The following is a 17,801-nucleotide window of genomic DNA, read 5'->3' on the forward strand; positions in this document are numbered from 1 at the left end:
AGGCTACCCGCCGCCTCCGCCGGCCGCCCCGCTCCACCCCCGAAGCCGGGTCCCGGGCCACCCCGCAGCGGGGCCGGGGGTGGCCCGCCGCGGGCTCCCGGGCCGTCCCCGACGGGGTCCGGGCCGGTGGGGCGGGCAACCTGCCTGGGGCGTTCGGGGGGCCGGCCGGGTAGGTTTCGACCATGCCGGCCAAGGTCGGCCCGGCCAGTGCGAGCACGAGGGAGTGCAGGTGCGCGAGTTCTCCGTTCCGCCGATCGTCAGCATCGGCGACGCGGCAAACCTGACCGACCCGGTCTGGGACAACGCCGAGGCGGCCCCGGACGCGGTGCAGTTCGTCCGGCCCGCCGCCGACGGCAGCGCCGGGATCGACGTCACCTGCCGGCAGTTCCGCGACGAGGTCGTGGCGGTCGCCCGGGGCCTGGCCGGCGCGGGGGTGGCCCCCGGTGACCGGGTCGCCCTGATGAGCCGCACCCGCTACGAGTGGACCCTGCTCGATTACGCCATCTGGGTGGCCGGCGCGGTCACCGTCCCGATCTACGAGACGTCCAGCGCCGAGCAGGCCGCCTGGATCCTCGCCGACTCCGGCGCGGTCGCCGTGGTGGTGGAGACCAACAGCCACGCCACCCTGGTCGCCGGGGTCCGCGACCGGCTGCCCGAGCTGCGCGACGTCTGGCAGATCGAGCTGGGTGGGGTGGACGAGATCGTCGCCGCCGGAGCGTCGGTCGACCCCGCCGAGATCGAGCGCCGCCGCACCTCGGTCCGCGCCGACGACGTCGCCACGATCATCTACACCAGCGGCACCACCGGCCGCCCCAAGGGCTGCGTGCTGACCCACCGCAACATGTACGCCGACATCGCCAATGCGGTGCCGGTGCTGCCGAACCTGTTCCGGCCGGGGGCCTCGACCCTGTTGTTCCTCCCCCTGGCACACGCCTTCGCCCGGCTCATCCAGATCGGGGTGGTGCAGGCCCGGGCCACGATGGCGCACTGCGCCGACACCCGGGACCTGGTCGCCCAGCTCCAGGAGTTCCGGCCGACGTTCGTGCTCTCGGTGCCACGGGTCTTCGAGAAGGTCTACAACGGCGCCCGGCAGAAGGCCCAGGCCGACGGCAAGGGCGCGATCTTCGACCGGGCGGAGAAGGTCGCCATCGCCTGGAGCGAGGCGCAGGAGACCCCGGGGGGTCCCGGGTTCGCGCTGCGCGCCCAGCACGCGGTCTTCGACCGGCTGGTCTACCGGAAGCTGCGGGCCGCCCTTGGTGGCCGGTGCCGGGACGCGATCTCCGGCGGTGCCCCGCTCGGCGCCCGGCTCGGGCACTTCTTCCGGGGCATCGGGGTGACCATCTGCGAGGGGTACGGCCTCACCGAGACCTCCCCAGCCGCCGCGGCCAACCTGCCCACCGGCACGAAGATCGGCACCGTCGGCCGGCCGCTGCCCGGCGTGACCATCCGGATCGCCGACGACGGCGAGATCCTGATCGCCGGTGACCTGATCTTCCAGGGCTACTGGAAGAACGAGTCGGCCACCGCCGAGGCGCTCGTCGACGGCTGGTTCCGCACCGGCGACCTGGGGCACCTCGACGACGACGGCTTCCTGCGCATCACCGGCCGCAAGAAGGAGATCATCGTGACGGCCGCCGGCAAGAACGTCGCCCCGGCCGTGCTGGAGGACCAGGTCCGGGCGCATCCGCTGGTCAGCCAGTGCGTGGTGGTCGGTGACCGGCAGCCGTTCATCGCCGCCCTGGTCACCGTCGACGAGGAGGCCCTGCCGAAGTGGCTGGCCGGGCACGGACTGCCCGAGGACACCCCGGTCGAACAGCTCGTGACGCACGACGGGCTGCGGGCCGAGATCCAGGGGGCGGTGGACACCGCCAACCTGGCCGTCTCCAAGGCCGAATCGATCAAGGTGTTCCGCATCCTGCCCCGCGACTTCACCGAGGCGACCGGCGAGCTGACCCCCTCACTCAAGGTCAAGCGGCAGGTCGTGCACAAGTCGTACGCGGCCGAGATCGCGGAGATCTACCAAGGCTGACTACGATCCGTCACGTGTCCGCCTCCACAGCTGTCCGCCCCCAGACGCGACCCGTCGCCGCCGCCGCGCGTGCGGTGATGCTCGCGCTGGTCGGCACACTGACCCTGATCGCCACCGGCGATCCCGCCCAGCTCTGGTGGATCGCCCTGTTGGCGGTCGCCGGGGCACCCGCCCTGCTGGCCCCCGAGCACCGGTTGATCGGTCCGTTGAGCCGGCTCGCCGAGGCGGTGGTGATCGGGCTGGCCGCCAGCCAGGTCGCCGTCTCCTCCACCCTCGGCTCGTCGGTCGGCGGGCTGGGCGCCTCGGCCGTACTGCCCTATCTGGCGGTGCCGGTGACGGTCACCGCGCTGCGCCGGCAGTTCCGTGAGGGGGCGGTGCTGCTCGGGGTCACCGCCGCCACCCTGGTGGTCGCCGGTGGTTTCACCGAGGTCGACGGCGGGCGGCAGTTGGGCCAGCCGGGCTACCTGGCGGTCTGCGCGCAGTGGTTGATCCTCGCCGGGCTCGGCCTCTACGCCGCCGGCACGCTGCACCAGGTGATGCGGGTCCGGGCCGAGGGCAAGCCCCAGCCGTACGCCGAGGCGACCCGGCTGCTGACCCAGCTGCGCACGGTCGCCCGGCAGCTGCCCGGGGCCACCCTCGATCCGGGCGGTATCTCCGAGCACCTGCTGGAGGAGCTGCGGACCGTCGCCCCCGTCAACCGGGGCGCGGTGCTGTCGGCCAGCGGCGGCGGGCGGCTGGTGGTGCTCGCCCAGATCGGCGTGGACCGGGTCGACTGGGAGACGACGCTGGACTCCGACTCGGCGATCGCCGACGCCTGGGCCAGTCAGCAGCCCCAGACCGCGGCCCGGTCGCAGGCCCGCTCGCACACCGGCGGGGACGTCTCGTCGCTGATCGTTCCGCTGGTCGCCGGGGTCCGCACGGTCGGCCTGGTGGTGCTGGAGGCGGACGCGGCACACGCGTACCCGCCGCCGGTGGTGTCCCGGGTGACCGCGCTGACCGGCCCGGCGGCGCTGCGGCTGGAGGCGGCGCTGCTCTTCGACGACGTGCGGTCGCTGGCCACCAACGAGGAGCGGCAGCGGCTGGCCCGGGAGATCCACGACGGGGTGGCGCAGGAGCTGGTGATGGTCGGCTACGGCATCGACAACGCGCTGGCCTACGTCGACGAGGACCCGAAGGAGACCGCCGAGGCGCTGCGCACCCTGCGCGGCGAGGTGACCCGGGTGATCACCGAGCTGCGGTTGAGCCTGTTCGAGCTGCGCAGCGAGGTGGACCGGCACGGCGGCCTGGCAGCGGCGATCGCCGAGTACGCCCGGACCGTGGGTTCGGCCGGCGGGCTGCGGGTGCACCTGTCGCTGGACGAGTCGACCGCCCGGCTGCCGGCCGCCACCGAGGCCGAGTTGCTGCGCATCGCGCAGGAGGCGGTGACCAACGCCCGCAAGCACGCCGGGGCGTCGAATCTCTGGGTCACCTGCGAGGTGGACCCCCCGTACGCGCAAATTGAAGTGTCGGATGACGGTCACGGCATCGGTGACCAGCGCACCGACGGTCACTACGGCCTTGCGATCATGGCGGAGAGGGCGGAACGTATCCGGGGCCGGTTGGAGATCAGTCCCCGGCAACCCAGTGGTACGACCGTGGCGGTGGTGGTGGGTTCGTCGCCCCGGCGCGATAACGTGCGTGGCAGCGCAGCAGCAGAAGTGGAGTAATTCGAGGATGACCACAAGCCCGACACCGGCCACCCGTACCAAGGTCCTCCTTGTCGACGATCACGACCTGATCCGCAAGGGGCTGCGGCACGCCTTCGAGCGGGACCGTCAGTTCGAGGTCGTCGGCGAGGCCGCCACGGCGGCGGAGGGCGTGCGCCAGGCCGGCGCGCTGCAACCGGACGTCGTGATCATGGATCTGCGGCTTCCCGACGGCAGCGGCCTGGAGGCCACCCGGGCGCTGCGCAAGTCCAGCGCGTCGATGGGCATCGTGGTGCTCACCATGTACGCCGGCGACGACCAGCTCTTCGGCGCGTTGGAGGCCGGGGCGAGCGCGTTCGTGCCGAAGACCGCGCCGGCCGACGAGGTGGTCGCCGCCGCCCGGCACGCCGCCTCCTCGCCCAGCGCGTTCACCGCGGCCGACCTGGCCGAGGCGATGAAGCGCCGGCTGGCCCCGTCCGGCCCGCAGCTCTCCCCCCGCGAGGGGCAGGTGCTGCGGCTGCTCGCCGACGGCATGAGCGTGGCCGGCATCGCCAAGCAGCTCTTCGTCAGCGAGTCCACCGCCAAGACCCACATCTCCAAGCTCTACGAGAAGCTGGGTGCGGCCAACCGGGCGCAGGCGTTGATGACCGCCCTGCGGTTGGGTCTGCTCGAGGCTCCGGACGCCCCGAAGTTCTGAGCGGGTCCCCACCCGCAGGCCGGCAGGCCCGGATCCCTCGTCGGACCGGGCCTGCCGGGCGATCCACAGGTTTCGATTGCACCCGGTGAGGGGATGATCGCGCACAGATCGCGGTCTTTGCACCTGGGCAACGGGCGGGCACAATACCCGGGTGAACCGCGCAGGCTACGACCCACGTGGTGATACTCGACAAAGGGGTTGGGGATGCAGCGACCGGACTGGGCACCCGACGACATCGACGTCGAACGCCCCAGCGTCGCCCGCATGTACGACTACTATCTCGGCGGCTCGCACAACTTCGCCGCCGACCGGGTCGCCGCCCGGGCGATGGTCGACGCGGTCCCCGACGCGCCGCTGATGGCCCAGGCCAACCGGGCGTTCCTGCGCCGGGTGGTGCAACATCTCATCGACGCCGGCATCCGGCAGTTCCTCGACATCGGCTCCGGCATCCCCACCGTCGGCAACGTGCACGAGATCGCCCAGCGGGCCGCCCCGGACGCCCGGGTGGTCTACGTCGACGTCGATCCGGTCGCCGTGGCGCACAGCCAGGAGATCCTCGCCGGCAACCGCAACGCCACCGTCGTCCGGGAGGACCTGCGCCGGCCGGAGGCGATCCTGCGGCACCCGGAGGTGACCCGCCTGATCGACTTCTCCCAGCCGGTGGCGGTGCTGGTCGTGGCGGTGCTGCACTTCATCCCGCACGCGGACCATCCGGAGGAAACCCTGCGGACGTTGCGCGCGGCGCTGGCCCCCGGCAGTCACCTGGTCCTCTCCCAGGCCGGCGAGGACGGTCGCCGCAGGGCGGAGCGGGTCGAGGCGGAACGGGTCTACCGGCGTACCGACAATCCGCTGTGCATCCGCAGCCGGGCCGAGCTGACCGCGTTCTTCGACGGTTTCACGCTCGTCGACCCCGGGGTGGTCTGGGTGCCGCAGTGGCGACCCGAGACACCGGAGAGCGCCGAGGACGCCGAACGGGCCGGCTTCCTGGGCGGCGTCGGGCGTCTCGATGGGTGAGCCGGTGACCCCCGGGGCGTCCTGCCCGGGCACCTTCGCCCGCGCCTGGGCCAAGGCGGTCTCCGGCACCAGCTACCTGCCGATGACCCAGGCCCAACTCGAGGAGCTGCTGCAACGGCTCACCCACCGGTTGGCCGCCGCGCTGCGGGCCGAGCCGTTCGACCCGCGTGTCGGCCACCAGGTGGGTGCCGAACTGGTGGCCGCGCACATCGCCTCGGCCGAGGGGTTGGGGCGTACCGTCGAGGTCATCCAGCTCCGTCTGCTGCGTGACCTCGGCCTCGTCGGCGACGACATCTCCGACCGGCTGGCCCGGCTGCTCGCCACCATCACCACCGGGTACACCCGCGCGCTGCGCGACCGGACGCTCGACGAGCAGGAGTCGATCCGGCGGGCCGCGATGGTGGCCCGCGCGCAGGCCGAACGGGCGCTGCGCGACAGCGAGTCCCGGTTCCGCCACCAGGCCACCCATGACCCCCTCACCGACCTGCCCAACCGCACCCTGTTCACCGAACGGCTCGCCGCCGCCATCAACGCGCCGGGGCGGGGTGCCGACCGGGTCGGGGTCTGTTTCCTCGACCTCGACCGGTTCAAGGTGGTCAACGACTCGCTCGGGCACCAGCTCGGCGACGCGCTGCTGGTGCAGATGGCGCAACGGCTGCGTCGGGCGCTCGGCGAGCACCTGGTGGCCCGGCTGGGCGGCGACGAGTTCGTGATCCTGGTCGAGCGGACGGGCGGCACCGACGACGTGGTCAAGGCGGCCGAGGCGGCGCTGGCGGCGGTCAGTGAACCGGCCCTGGTCGACGGGCACGAGCTGAGCGTCACGGCCAGCGTCGGCATCGTGGAACGACCGGTCGCCGGCACCACGCCCGGCGAGTTGATGCGGGCCGCCGACAGCACCCTGCACTGGGCCAAGGCGGCCGGCGGTGCCCGGTGGGCGCTGTTCGACCCGGCCCGGCACCGCACCGAACTGGCCCGGTACGCCCTGTCGGCGGCGATCCCCGCCGCCCTGGACCGGGGTGAGTTCTTCCTGGACTACCAGCCGCTGACGTCGCTGCGCGACGGCACCCTGCTGGGGGTGGAGGCGCTGGTCCGCTGGCGGCACCCCGAGCTGGGGGTGCTGCGCCCGGACAGCTTCATCGGGCTGGCCGAGGAGACCGGGCTGATCGTCCGGCTGGGCGGCTGGGTGCTCGCCGAGGCGTGCCGGGAGGCGGAGAGCTGGGGTGCCGACGGTGGGCCGGCGCCGTTCGTCAGCGTCAACCTCGCCGTCCGGCAGGTGAACCGCCCCGACCTGGTGCAGGAGGTACGCGGGCTGCTGGCCCAGACCGGCCTGCCACCGCAACGGCTCCAGCTGGAGATCACCGAGAGCACGATGATGAGCGCCGGCGCGGAGGACCCGGTCCGGGCCCTGCGGGCGCTCAACGACCTGGGCGTGCGGATCGCCATCGACGACTTCGGCACCGGTTACAGCAACCTGGCCTACCTGCGGGACCTGCCGGTGACCGAGCTGAAGATGGCCGGCGAGTTCGTGACCGGGCTGCGTGCCCCGCAGGTCGACCCGGCGAGCCGTACCGACGAACGGATCCTGGCCTCGCTGGTGTCGTTGGCCCACGCGTTGGACCTGACCGTCACCGCCGAGGGGGTGGAGACCGCCGACCAGGCCGACCTGCTGCGCGCCATCGGCTGCGACGCCGGCCAGGGCTGGCACTTCGGCCGGCCCGCACCCGCAGCCCGCATCCTCGAACAGATCCGCTGACCGGTCGGCCGGGGTGACCGGCCCGGCACCTGCCGCTGCGGCGACGCCGGCCGGGCCACACCGGTGGGCGGTCAGTGCCGGCTCAGCCGGGTGCGGTGGTGCCGGTGAGCAGGTCGGTGAGTCGTCGGGCCTGGGTCTCCCAGCGCCACTCCTTCTCCACCCAGGCCCGGCCGGCCGCGCCGAGCTGGCGGGCCAGGTCCCGGTCGGCGAGCAGGGTGGCCACCCGGTCGGCGAGTTGGGCGACGTCGCGGCCCGGGACCACGTATCCGGTCTCGCCCTCGCGGACCGCGTCCGGTGCGCCGCCGGAGTCACCGGCCACCACCGGCAGCCCGGTCGCCGACGCCTCCAGGTAGACGATGCCCAGCCCCTCGACGTCCAGGCCCCGGTTGCGGGTGCGGCAGGGCATCGCGTAGACGTCACCGGCGGCGTAGTGGGCGGGTAGCGCCTCCCACGGCACCGAGCCGGTGAACACCACGTCCCGTTCGACACCGGTGGACCGGGCCAGCTTCTCCAGCGTCGCCCGGTAGGGCCCGCCCCCGACCACCAGCAGCGCCGCGTCGGGCACCCGGCGGCGGATCGCCGGCAGGGCCCGGATCAGCGTGTCCTGGCCCTTGCGGGCGACCAGCCGGGAGACGCAGACCACCACCGGCCGGTCGGTCAGCCCGAGCCGGGCCCGCACCGGTGCGCCGTCCACCGCCGGGTGGTAGGTGTCCACGTCGACCCCGGGGGCGAGCCGGTGCAGCTCGGTGACGCCGTGCAGGGCGCGCTCCAGGCGTACCCGGGTGTAGTCGCCGAGGTAGGTGACCACGTCGGTGTGCCGGCCGATCCGGCGCAGCGCGGCGCGGGCCCCGGGCAGGGTCGCCCAGCCGGCCTCGTGGCCGTGGGTCAACGCGACCGCCCGACGGATGCCGGCGCGTCGCCGCAGCCCTCCGGCGAGCAGGCCCAGCGGGGCGGCGGCACCGAACCAGACGGTGTCGCAGCCGTGCTCGCGGGCCAGCCCGGCGGCCCGGCGGGCGACCCGTGGGGTGGGCAGCAGCACCCGGGTGGCGTCCCGGATCACCGGGAAGGGTTGCGCGGCGTCGAACTCGGCGGTGTCGCGCCAACTGGAGGCGTAGACCACCACCGACCCGGGCGGCTGACGGACCGCCAGGTGGTGCACGAACGACTGGATGCCGCCGGGTCGGGGCGGGAAGTCGTTGGTGATCAGCAGGGTGCGGCTCATCGACCGACCTCCCGGGCGTAGGCACGGGCGGCGGCCATCCGCTCCACCGTCGACGGATGCGACGCCGCCCAGAGGTACTCCCAGCGGGGCGGGTCCGGGTCGGCCCGGTTGACCCCGGCGAGCCGGCGTTGCATCGCCTCGAAGGTTGCCGGGTCACCGGTGAGCGCCAGGGCGTGCGCGTCGGCCCGCGCCTCGAACCGACGCGACATCAGCGCCTGCACCGGGCCGGCGACCAGCCCGACGACCGTCACCAGGGCGATCAGCAGCGCGAACGCCCGGGGCTCGGCGATCGAGTCGACGCCGGCCCGGCGCAGCAGTGGCGTCCAGGAGCCGAGCAGGTAGAGCGCGACCACCGCGGCGGCGGCACCGAGCGCGCCGGTCACCGTGCCGGTCCACACGTCCCGGTCCTTGGCGTGGCCCAGCTCGTGCGCGACGACGCTGGTCACCTCGGCCGGGGTGGCCTCGCGCAGCAGGGTGTCGTAGACCACCACCCGCCGGGTCGGCCCCAGCCCGGACACGTACGCGTTGACCGCCGTGGTCCGCCGGGAGGCATCGGCGACCAGCACGTCCCGTACGGGTACGCCGTCGCGGGCGGCCAGCGCGGTCAGCTCGGTGCGCAGCGGCCCCTGCTCCATCGGGGTGAACCGGTTGAACACCGGCTCCACCAGCACCGGCAGCACGAAGGAGAGCAGCACCACCAGCCCGGCCGCGCCGGCCGCCCCGAACGCCCACCACCAGCGCGGGGCCAGTCGGGTGACGGTGTAGAAGCCGAGCAGCACGGTCGCGGCGAGCACCGCGCTGAGGGCGTACGACTTGAGCAGGTCGACCGTCCAGCCGCCCCAGCCCTGGGTGCTCAGCCCGTAGCGGGTCAGCACCGACTGCCGCCAGGCGGCGAAGGGCAGGGTGAGCAGGTCGGCGACGAGCACCACGGCGATCCCGCCGAGCACGGCGCGGGCGATCCAGTGGTCACCGAAGGGCCGCCCGGCCAACTCGACCAGTCTCGCCCCGAGCGGGGTCAGCCCGAGCAGCAGCGCCACGACGAGCCCGACGGCCAGCCCGGTGTAGCGGCCAGGGCGCAGGGCCGCCTGCAACGCCCGCCCCCGGGCCACCTGATCGGCGGGCAGGTCACGCAACGCGGCGAGCTGATCGGACCGGGGGGCCGGGGGTCGGCTCCACGGGACCAGCAGGGCCGCGACGACGAGCAGGGCCAGCGCCAGCGCCGCCAGGGTGAGCACCGCCCAGCCGCGCGGGGTCACCTCGGCACCCCGTGGACGGGCCTGCGGGTGTGGCGTCGTACCCGTGTCATGCCGCCGCTCCTCCCGCCGTGAGCGCCCATCCTATGGCCCACCGGGGCGGCCCCGGCGCGGTGTGTGCCCCGGCCCCACCCGGCCCGCGCGGAGCAACCGTCAGCCACGGACATCGCTGGCCCGGCGGGCCTGCTCCGGCGGGGCGGCGGCGGTCAGGCGACCCGGCGGCGGGTGGACCGGGCCCGGCGGGTCTCGTGGGCCAGCACCTCCACCTCGAAGCCGGAGCGGGTGAGCACCTCGATCGCCCGGTGCTCGGCGGCACCCAGGCCGGCGGCCGGCGAGTCGGTGTCGAGCAGGGCCGTCACCAGGCAGCCGGCGCAGCCCGCGCCCCGGACCCGGCAACCGTCGCAGTCGATGAGCATCGTGCCTCCTGACGCAGTGCGGCGTCGGGCGGAGGACCATCGTCACCACCCGAGCACCGTCGGTCAGGTCGGACACTAACCATCGGGTACGACACAATCGGACAACCGGTGATCAACCAGGGCCGAGCCGGTGGACAACGGCAGGCCACCCAGGATGATCCGTCCACGTCACCCGATGGTCCCTCGTCAGAACCTATGTCACTTCTTCATGCCCGGATCGCGGGTGAGCACGTCGAACAGGGGTGCCTCGGGCCAGCCGGGTCGAAGGCGGGTGACGGTCCGCCATCCCCAGGATCGGTACGCCGCCTGCGCGGGGCCGTTGTCCGGCCGGGCGAGAAGCGTCATCCGCTCCTCGTGTCGGCTCCCCACCAGATCGTCATGCAGTGCCCGCGCAACACCCTGCCGCCGCGATGCCGCGCGTACCAACAACTCGGAGATGGCGAAGGTGCGGTGCCCGTCCTCCTCGGTGAAACCGACCGGTACGGGTTCCTCGATGCCGTCCCACCACCGGGTGTCCGGTGCGAGTGGAAACCCGTACACGTAGCCGATCAGCTCCTCGTTGAGCCATGCGGTGACCAGCGCCCAGCCGTCCCGCTGCCGGTGCGCCGAGAGTTGGCGACGGTAACGGTCCTCACCGTAGAAATCGCCCTGCCCGGCATGGACCTCCAGGTAAAGAGCGATCAGTTGCTCGATGATTCCTTCGGATTCGGCCGCGCCGTAGTGGCGGAGGGCCAGATTCTCGGTCATCGGACGGCCACGCCGTCGAAGGCTTCGATGAAGTCTCGGACCGGGGCGGCCGGTCGAGGTAGCTGACCCACCGTCGAACGGATGTCAGCCAGGTGCCGAGTCACCCGGCCGGAGTTCATCTGCCGCACCTCGGGTAGGAGGTCAACTGCCATCCGGGCGGCCTCGTTGACGTCGCCCTCCCGGTAGGTCGCCTCGACCAGCCGTACCCGGTAGTAGACCTGGTTGCGCCGGTGTGTGGGGGACCCGTTGGCGATGGCGTCCCGGAGCGCCTCGGCGGCGCGATTCGGCTGGTCGAGCGAGAGGAGCGACAACGCCTCCAGGCCCTGGACCTCTTGGAAGTTGACGAAGTGGGTGAACTCGGGATCCTCCTCGCGCGTACCCCGCTCCAGTTGCTGGCGTGCGTTGCGCATCTCGCGCTCGAAGGCGCTGCGGTCGTTCAGCTCGGCGAACGCGCATGCCCGCCGAAGGTGCAGAAGCGTACGCAGCCGTGGAGTGGCCCAGCCTGCGGAGACCCGGAGTGCGGCGTCCGCGCAGTGCAGGGACTCGGTGGGCTGGGACTTCCAGGCGAGGAGTGCGAGTTGCGCGAGCGCGCGTGCCTCGACCTGAAGATCGTCGGCGAGACGTGCCCTCGCGATCGCCTCGTGGAGGTACGGACGCGCGGCGGCCCTGCGATCGGCGTCGTGGGCCAGCCACGCCGTCTCCACGGCAAGGTCGGCGAGCGAAGCCTGGAGGGCTTCACCGACATCCCGGCTGTAGTGCGCCTTCGCCGCCCAGGACGCCAGACGGCCATGGACATGGATGGCGATGTCGCACAGTTGGTTGGCACCGGTCGCCGCGTCGGCCTCCCGGAACTCCTTTACCAGGGAACCAGCCAGCCGGACGTGTTCGAGGCCAATGGACGGCGACTGGTCCGCGAGCGTGGCGAAGAAGCCCAGATTGCTCACGGAGGCCAGGCCCGCCAATGCTGCCAGTGCGTGGAACTGCCGGCGATCCGTCGTGACCACCCCCTTCATCGATGATGCGAACGATGCTGACGTTGCCTCAACGTTCGCGTGGTCATGGCAATCGCGCCCCCACGCCCCCGGTGCTGTCGCCGAGTCCGTGGTCGAGCCGGGCCGCGCGTCGGGAAGGCTGAACCACAGCAGGGCACCCGGTATCCCGAGGATCGTCGCCCAGTGCGCCAACCGGTCCAGGTGCACCACCGGCGGTCCGTTCTCGACCCGGCTCAGTTGTGCCTGCGTGATCCCCAACCAGCCCGCCACCACGGTCTGCGACAACGCCAACCGCCCGTGGTAGGGGTGGAACCGGTAGGCCCTGATCACCCGCCCGAGGTGTCGGTCGGCGAGCGCCTGCCCGAGCGGTTCGTGATCCCAGAAGGACGCCGGCACCTCGGGTGGTGCACTGAGCCGGTCTCGCTCCGCGGCCTGACAGGGCGCGCAGCGTCCGCTGTCGTTGTCACGGGCGAGTCGCCCGCCACAGCGTGGGCAGTTCGCAGATGTCACCGGCAACCTCGCCAATCGCGGGCGGCTGAGTCCGAAGTCGAGCGTAGCCATTCAACCCGCTCCGTGCAGGATCGGTATACGTAGCGCGCATATCGAGGACGCCCACGCTCATGTCGTACCGGTCGGCCGGCCTGTTCGACGGAGGGTGTCGACCACGATCGCCCAACGGTCGGGCGTCATCTCGTCGCCGGGCCGGAGGAAGCTGGCGTCGTGGAAGACGACCCCGGCTTCCCCGAGCAACCGGAGGTGCCCTGCGTAGGCGGGGTGGGCGGCGAGAGTCGCCTTCACCCGGGGAAAGGCGTGGACCGGCAGGCCGGTGCCGATCGCCTCGTTGAGGATGCCCAGCGCCAGCGTGTCACTCGCCCCGACCGCCCACTTGTTCACCGTGTTGAAGGTGACCGGAACGACCAGCAGCGCGTCGGCCGGTGGATGAGGCTCCGTATCACCGGGCCTGCGCCACTCCGCCCGTACCGGATAGCCGGTCTGTTCCTGCAACGCCGACCGGTCGAGCCAGGACGCCGCGACCGGGGTGGCGATGAGGCACACCGTCCACCCGTCCGCCATCAGCAGGTCGACGAGTTCGCCGATGCGGTCCACCGGCGGGGCCGCGCAGACCACGAGATGCAGCACTCCCCGATCATTCATGCCAGCAGTGTCACCCACGGGCGGGCGGGTCCATCCGCGTAGTCGGTCGGATACGGTGCGCGCATGCCGCTCACGATCAGCACCGCATAACGGAACCCCTGGTCAGCGGCGATGGTCGACGGCATGGCCCGGGGCGGGTGCCGGGCTCCGGGGTGGTGTCGACCCGAACGACACGACCTCGTCCCCGCCCGCCCCGGCGTCCGTCCACCTTCCGCGACGCACAGGGGCGCAGACACGATGACCACCAGGGCAGACATCCCCGACGGGGACCGGCCACCCGGCGACGACAAGCCGGAGCGGGACGCCTGCGGCATGACACCGGCCGAGATCGTCCGCCGCTGGTTGCGGCTGGTGACGGCGGACGCGGAGCTGTCGCCGTACCTCATCGGGGTGGATCGGGTCCGGCTTGCCGGGCACCTGACGGCGGGCGTGACCGCCGCGCTCGTCGGGGAGCCGGCGGACGCCTGGGGTGGGCTCGGCCTGTCCGAGGAGCAGCACCGGCGCATCGGTGACTACCTGGTCGGAGTGTGCTGGGCGGCGGACCTGCCCGACGGGTTGATCGCCCAGGTGCGCCGGGCGGTGGCCCGATGAGCGCCGCCCACCACCCGCCGCCGGAGCGGTCCGCCGCGCTGCCGCAGGTGACGCGGGCCGACACCGCCGAGCCGGCGGGGTGGGCCGGCGACAGCGTGCCGGCCCGGGTGATCGATCACGACCGGCCCTGCCCCGGCACCGCCATCCTGACCGTCCGCCCCTGGTCGCGGCTGCCGCACCGCCCCGGCCAGGCCGTCCCCGTGCACACCCCACACCACCCCGGCCGGTGGCGCTGGTACTCCCCCGCCAACGCCCCACGCCCCGACGGCACCATCGAGCTACATGTCCGCGCGGTGCCCGCCGGCGCCGTCTCGGCCAGCCTCGTCAACGAGGTACGCCCCGGCGACCTGCTGCACCTCGGCCCACCTCGCGACACCGGCCTGCACCTGCGCGACGGTGACCTGCTGCTGGTCGCGGGCGGCACCGGCCTGGCCCCACTGCGCGCCCTGGTCGAACAGGTCGCCGCCGCCCCCGACGGCCGCCGGGTCACCCTGATCGCCGCCACCCGCACCTTCACCGACCTGTACGACGCGATCACCCTCGACACACTCCAGCAGGCCCACGACTGGCTGACCATCGTGCCCGCCTTCTCCCACGACCCGCACGCCGCGCCGGCCGAGCAGGGCGACGCGCTCACCCTCGCCCTGCGCCACCACCGACCCCACCACCAGGTGTACGTCTGCGGCCCACCAGCGCTTCTCGACGACGCCCGCCGCCAGCTACCCCTCGCCGGGGTACCCGCAGACCGCCTCCACCTGCCCGAACCACCACGCCGCACGAAGACGCACCGCTGACGCGCGACCACCACCGACGATGTGGGTGCCCTGCTGCACCGGCTCAGGAGCGGGCGAGCCGGCGCAGCAGCGAGTCCGCGCCCAGCGGGTACGCCCCGTGCCGGCGTACCCCGTCGGCGACCTCCCGGTCGGAGGAGACCACCACCACCGGACGGCCGGGCGGTTCGGCCCGGACCAGCCGGCGGATCAGCTCGTCGGCGGTTTCGCCCTTGCGGGAGAAGAGCACCCGCACCCCGCGCGGGGTGGGCGGCAGCCCGTGCATCCGTTCCGCCCCGTCGAAGACCACGGTCACCTCGTCACCGGTCTGCGCGGCGATCCCGCCCAGCCCGGTGATCAGCCGTTTGCGCTGCTGTTCCAGGGACATCTCGCCGAATCCGCGCTTGGTGACGTTGTAGCCGTCGACGACCAGGTGGGCGCGGGGCAGGGCGAGGAGTTGGTCCAGTCGGGCCGGGTCGTCGGTGTCCCGGGCGCGGGCGGCCGGCCCGCCCTGGGTGGTGACCGGGGCGTCGGTGAAGGCGTCGGCCACGAAGTCGGCGGGGAGCTTGTCCACCGGGTCCAGGGCCAGCTCCCGGCGTAGCCCCACGGCGGCCTGACCGATCGTCTCCAGCAGCAGCCACAGCCGGGCGTCGTCGACCGAGCGGGCTTCCTTGGCGCTGGCTTTGGCCACCCCCGCCGCCGCCTCGGCCTCGGCCAGCCGGGCCCGCGCGCGGCGCAGTTCGGCGTCGGTGTCGGCGGCGGCCCGGGTGGCCCGGCCACGTTCGGTGGCGAGCAGCTCGTTGGCCCGGCGTTCCCGGGCCTGGGTCTCCCGCAGGCTGCGCTGGAGCTGGCGGCTTTCCTCCCGGAGCTGGCCCAGCTCCTCGCGGACCCGGGCCAGCTCGTCGCGGAGCTTGTCCGCCTCCACCCGGGCCACCGCCCGGTCGTGCTCGGCGCGGGTGGCCCGCTGCTCGGCCTCCCGGACCAGCTCGGCGACGACGGCACTGTCCGCCTCGGCGCGGACCACCGCGCCGCTGGTGTCGATCAGCTCCCGCCAACCCCGGGGACGGACCAGGTAGGCCAGGGCGGCCACCTCGACCGGGTCGGCGGCGGCCGGCGCGGTGCCCTCGACGACGGCCGCGCCGAGGTCACCGGCGTCGGTCAGCACCCGGGCGGTGACCCGCTGCCGGAACAGCGGGTCGGCGGTGAGCTGGGCGGCGATCACCGAGCCACCGAGCCGGGCCCGGCGGTTCGGGGCGAACTTCGCCACCCGGCGCAGCGGCACCGGCACCTCGTCGGCGGGCAGACCGGGCAGGACGGCGGCGGTGAGGGCCACGATCCGCTGCCGGACCGGCTCGGGCAGGACGGGCTCCGGCTCCGGCAGCCCGGCCCCGGGCTCACCGTCGTCGGATTCGTCGGGCGTGGGCAGGGCTGGCTCCGGCTCGGGCAGGCCGGGCGCGGACTCCGGCTCGGGCAGGGTGGGTCCGGGCTCGGGTGCCCCCGCACCCAGGTCCCCGCCGGCCTCGGGCACGGCGGCGGACGACCCCTCCTCCGGGAGGCGGTCGTCGTGCGGCTCGGTGAGGGGCATGGGGCAAGTCTCCCACCGCGACCGGGCCCACCGCCGGTTGAGTGAGCCGATCTCTCATCCTATGCCGGCCGGGGCCCCTGGGGCTGCGGTGACGCGAGTGTCGCACCGAACGGTTAGCCTGCCGCCCGTGGCACCTGGGGAGTACGTCCAGCAGACCCTGGCCGGTCTGGACCAGTCGGCCGGCGGCGTCGATCCGGCCCTGCCGCTGTACGCGACGACGTTCGTGGTGGTCGACCTGGAGACCACCGGCGGCTCACCCGACGGCGGGGGCATCACCGAGATCGGCGCGGTCAAGGTGCGGGGCGGCGAGGAGCTGGGGGTGCTCGCCACCCTGGTCAACCCGGGGGTGCCGATCCCGCCGTTCATCACCGTGCTGACCGGCATCACCCAGGCCATGCTGGTCCCCGCCCCGCCGATCGAGGAGGTCCTGCCGAGCTTCCTGGAGTTCGTCGCCGACGCGGTGCTGGTGGCCCACAACGCGCCGTACGACGTGGGCTTCCTCAAGGCCGCCTGCGCGAAGCACGGCTACCGCTGGCCCAACCCCCGGGTGCTGGACACGGCGGCCCTGGCCCGCCGGGTGCTCAGCCGCGACGAGGTGCCCAACCGCAAGCTGGGCACCCTGGCCGCCTACTTCCGCACCGCCACCCAGCCCACCCACCGGGCGCTCGACGACGCCAAGGCGACGGTGGACGTACTGCACGGGCTGATCGCCCGGCTCGGCGGGCACCGGGTCGACACGGTCGGCGACGCGATCGAGTTCGCCCGCGCGGTCACCCCCACCCAGCGGCGCAAGCGGCACCTCGCCGACGGGCTACCCAAGGCGCCCGGGGTCTACATCTTCCGGGCCGCCGACGACCGGCCGCTCTACGTCGGCACCTCCGGGGACATCGCCACCCGGGTGCGCAGCTACTTCACCGCCGCCGAGAAGCGGGCCCGGATGTCGGAGATGCTGGCCGCCGCCGAGCGGGTGGAGGCGGTCGAGTGCGCCCACCCGCTGGAGGCGGAGGTGCGCGAGCTGCGCCTGATCGCCGCGCACGCGCCGCCGTACAACCGGCGGTCGAAGTATCCGGAACGGATGGTGTGGCTCAAGCTCACCGGCGGGCCGTACCCCCGGTTGTCGGTGGTGCGCGGCCTGGCCCCCGGTGACACCGCCTACCTGGGTCCGTTCCGCTCCACCCGGGCCGCCGAGCTGGCCGCCGCCGGGTTCCACGACGCGGTGCCGCTGCGCCAGTGCACCCACCGGCTCTCACTGCGCACGATCACACCGGCCTGCGCGCTGGCCGAGCTGGGCCGCTGCCCGGCACCCTGCGAGCACCGGATCACCCCGCAGGAGTACGACGACCGCGCCGTCGCGCCGTTCCGCGCCGCCACCACCAGTGACCCGCAGGTGGTGGTGGACGCCCTGCTGGCCCGGATCGAGGCGCTGTCGACGGCGCAGCGCTACGAGGAGGCGGCGGTGGTGCGGTCCCGGTTGGCGGCGGTGCTGCGGGCCGCCGTCCGGATGCAGCGGCTGGCCGCGTTGACCCGGATCGCCGAGGTGGCCGCCGCCCGACCCGCCGCCGGGGGTGGCTGGGAGCTGGCGCTGGTCCGGTACGGGCGGCTCGCCGGTGCCGGGGTTTCCCCGCCGGGTGTCCATCCGCGACCGACGATCACCGCGATCCGGGCCACCGCCGAGACGGTGGAACCGGGTGGGCACGGGCCGGTGCCCCGGGCCACCGCCGAGGAGACCGAGCGGATCCTGTCCTGGTTGGAGCGACCGGAGACCCGGCTGGTGGAGATGACGTCCGTTTGGTCGTCCCCGGTGGCCGGCGCGGGGCGGTTCCGTGACCTGCTGGTCAAGGCTGAGGGCGGCGGGTCCCACCAACTCTCGACCGAACGCCCATGAGCAAGTG

At 73.6% G+C, this 17,801-nt stretch carries 15 protein-coding genes; 8 read left to right on the plus strand and 7 right to left on the minus strand.

The features are described 5' to 3' along the window. Positions 1-229: 229 nt before the first annotated feature. The 5 genes from AB0C22_RS14850 to AB0C22_RS14870 all read left to right on the plus strand — a co-directional run bounded on the left by AB0C22_RS14850 (position 230) and on the right by AB0C22_RS14870 (position 7,178). Entirely contained in the window at positions 230-2,029 is a 1,800-nt protein-coding gene (locus AB0C22_RS14850; RefSeq protein ID WP_357535348.1) for a long-chain fatty acid--CoA ligase, read from the plus strand. 14 nt (positions 2,030-2,043) lie between these two features. Beyond that, entirely contained in the window at positions 2,044-3,735 is a 1,692-nt protein-coding gene (locus tag AB0C22_RS14855) for a GAF domain-containing sensor histidine kinase (protein ID WP_357535350.1), read from the plus strand. A 7-nt stretch (positions 3,736-3,742) separates the two neighbouring features. Further along, positions 3,743-4,411: a response regulator transcription factor gene (locus AB0C22_RS14860; RefSeq protein WP_007072219.1), complete on the plus strand. Its 669-nt coding sequence runs from the start codon at positions 3,743-3,745 to the stop codon at positions 4,409-4,411. A 204-nt stretch (positions 4,412-4,615) separates the two neighbouring features. After that, positions 4,616-5,425 (plus strand): SAM-dependent methyltransferase, encoded by an 810-nt coding sequence (locus AB0C22_RS14865; RefSeq protein ID WP_357535352.1) that lies wholly within the window; start codon positions 4,616-4,618, stop codon positions 5,423-5,425. Continuing rightward, a complete protein-coding gene (locus AB0C22_RS14870) occupies positions 5,418-7,178 on the plus strand; it encodes a bifunctional diguanylate cyclase/phosphodiesterase (protein WP_357535354.1) in 1,761 nt (586 codons plus the stop codon). The genes AB0C22_RS14865 and AB0C22_RS14870 overlap by 8 nt, the downstream gene beginning before the upstream one ends. An 82-nt stretch (positions 7,179-7,260) precedes the next feature. Here the strand turns inward: AB0C22_RS14870 and AB0C22_RS14875 are convergent, their stop codons facing one another. From AB0C22_RS14875 to AB0C22_RS14900, 6 genes are all read right to left on the minus strand, one after another. Continuing rightward, positions 7,261-8,400 carry a glycosyltransferase family 4 protein gene (locus AB0C22_RS14875; protein ID WP_357535356.1) on the minus strand — a complete coding sequence of 380 codons (1,140 nt, stop codon included), beginning with the start codon at positions 8,398-8,400 and terminating at the stop codon, positions 7,261-7,263. Continuing rightward, positions 8,397-9,656, minus strand: coding sequence for a M48 family metallopeptidase (locus tag AB0C22_RS14880; RefSeq protein WP_357535358.1), 1,260 nt, complete (start codon positions 9,654-9,656; stop codon positions 8,397-8,399). The genes AB0C22_RS14875 and AB0C22_RS14880 overlap by 4 nt, the downstream gene beginning before the upstream one ends. 203 nt (positions 9,657-9,859) lie before the next feature. Then, positions 9,860-10,069: a hypothetical protein gene (locus AB0C22_RS14885; protein ID WP_091237684.1), complete on the minus strand. Its 210-nt coding sequence runs from the start codon at positions 10,067-10,069 to the stop codon at positions 9,860-9,862. Between the two features lie 198 nt (positions 10,070-10,267). Continuing rightward, positions 10,268-10,816: a GNAT family N-acetyltransferase gene (locus AB0C22_RS14890; RefSeq protein ID WP_357535360.1), complete on the minus strand. Its 549-nt coding sequence runs from the start codon at positions 10,814-10,816 to the stop codon at positions 10,268-10,270. Next, positions 10,813-12,204 carry a helix-turn-helix transcriptional regulator gene (locus AB0C22_RS14895; RefSeq protein WP_357535362.1) on the minus strand — a complete coding sequence of 464 codons (1,392 nt, stop codon included), beginning with the start codon at positions 12,202-12,204 and terminating at the stop codon, positions 10,813-10,815. Before AB0C22_RS14895 ends, AB0C22_RS14890 begins: the two co-directional genes overlap by 4 nt. 222 nt (positions 12,205-12,426) lie before the next feature. After that, complete coding sequence (locus AB0C22_RS14900) at positions 12,427-12,963, minus strand: flavoprotein (protein WP_357535364.1); 537 nt, start codon at positions 12,961-12,963, stop codon at positions 12,427-12,429. 237 nt (positions 12,964-13,200) lie between these two features. On the opposite strand from AB0C22_RS14900, the gene AB0C22_RS14905 reads away from it, so the two are divergent. Together AB0C22_RS14905 and AB0C22_RS14910 are read left to right on the plus strand one after the other, a co-directional pair. Continuing rightward, on the plus strand, positions 13,201-13,554 hold the full coding sequence (locus AB0C22_RS14905) for a hypothetical protein (protein ID WP_357535366.1): 354 nt from the start codon (positions 13,201-13,203) through the stop codon (positions 13,552-13,554). Beyond that, entirely contained in the window at positions 13,551-14,348 is a 798-nt protein-coding gene (locus AB0C22_RS14910; protein WP_357535368.1) for an FAD-binding oxidoreductase, read from the plus strand. Before AB0C22_RS14905 ends, AB0C22_RS14910 begins: the two co-directional genes overlap by 4 nt. A gap of 43 nt (positions 14,349-14,391) precedes the next feature. Here the strand turns inward: AB0C22_RS14910 and AB0C22_RS14915 are convergent, their stop codons facing one another. Beyond that, positions 14,392-15,909 carry an NYN domain-containing protein gene (locus tag AB0C22_RS14915; RefSeq protein WP_357535370.1) on the minus strand — a complete coding sequence of 506 codons (1,518 nt, stop codon included), beginning with the start codon at positions 15,907-15,909 and terminating at the stop codon, positions 14,392-14,394. Between the two features lie 127 nt (positions 15,910-16,036). On the opposite strand from AB0C22_RS14915, the gene AB0C22_RS14920 reads away from it, so the two are divergent. Further along, positions 16,037-17,794, plus strand: a complete 1,758-nt coding sequence (locus AB0C22_RS14920) for a DEDD exonuclease domain-containing protein (protein WP_357535372.1) — start codon at positions 16,037-16,039, stop codon at positions 17,792-17,794. Positions 17,795-17,801 lie beyond the last annotated feature (7 nt).

Source organism: Micromonospora sp. NPDC048894, from assembly GCF_040649765.1.
In the GTDB taxonomy this organism is placed as follows: Bacteria; Actinomycetota; Actinomycetes; order Mycobacteriales; family Micromonosporaceae; genus Micromonospora; species Micromonospora antibiotica.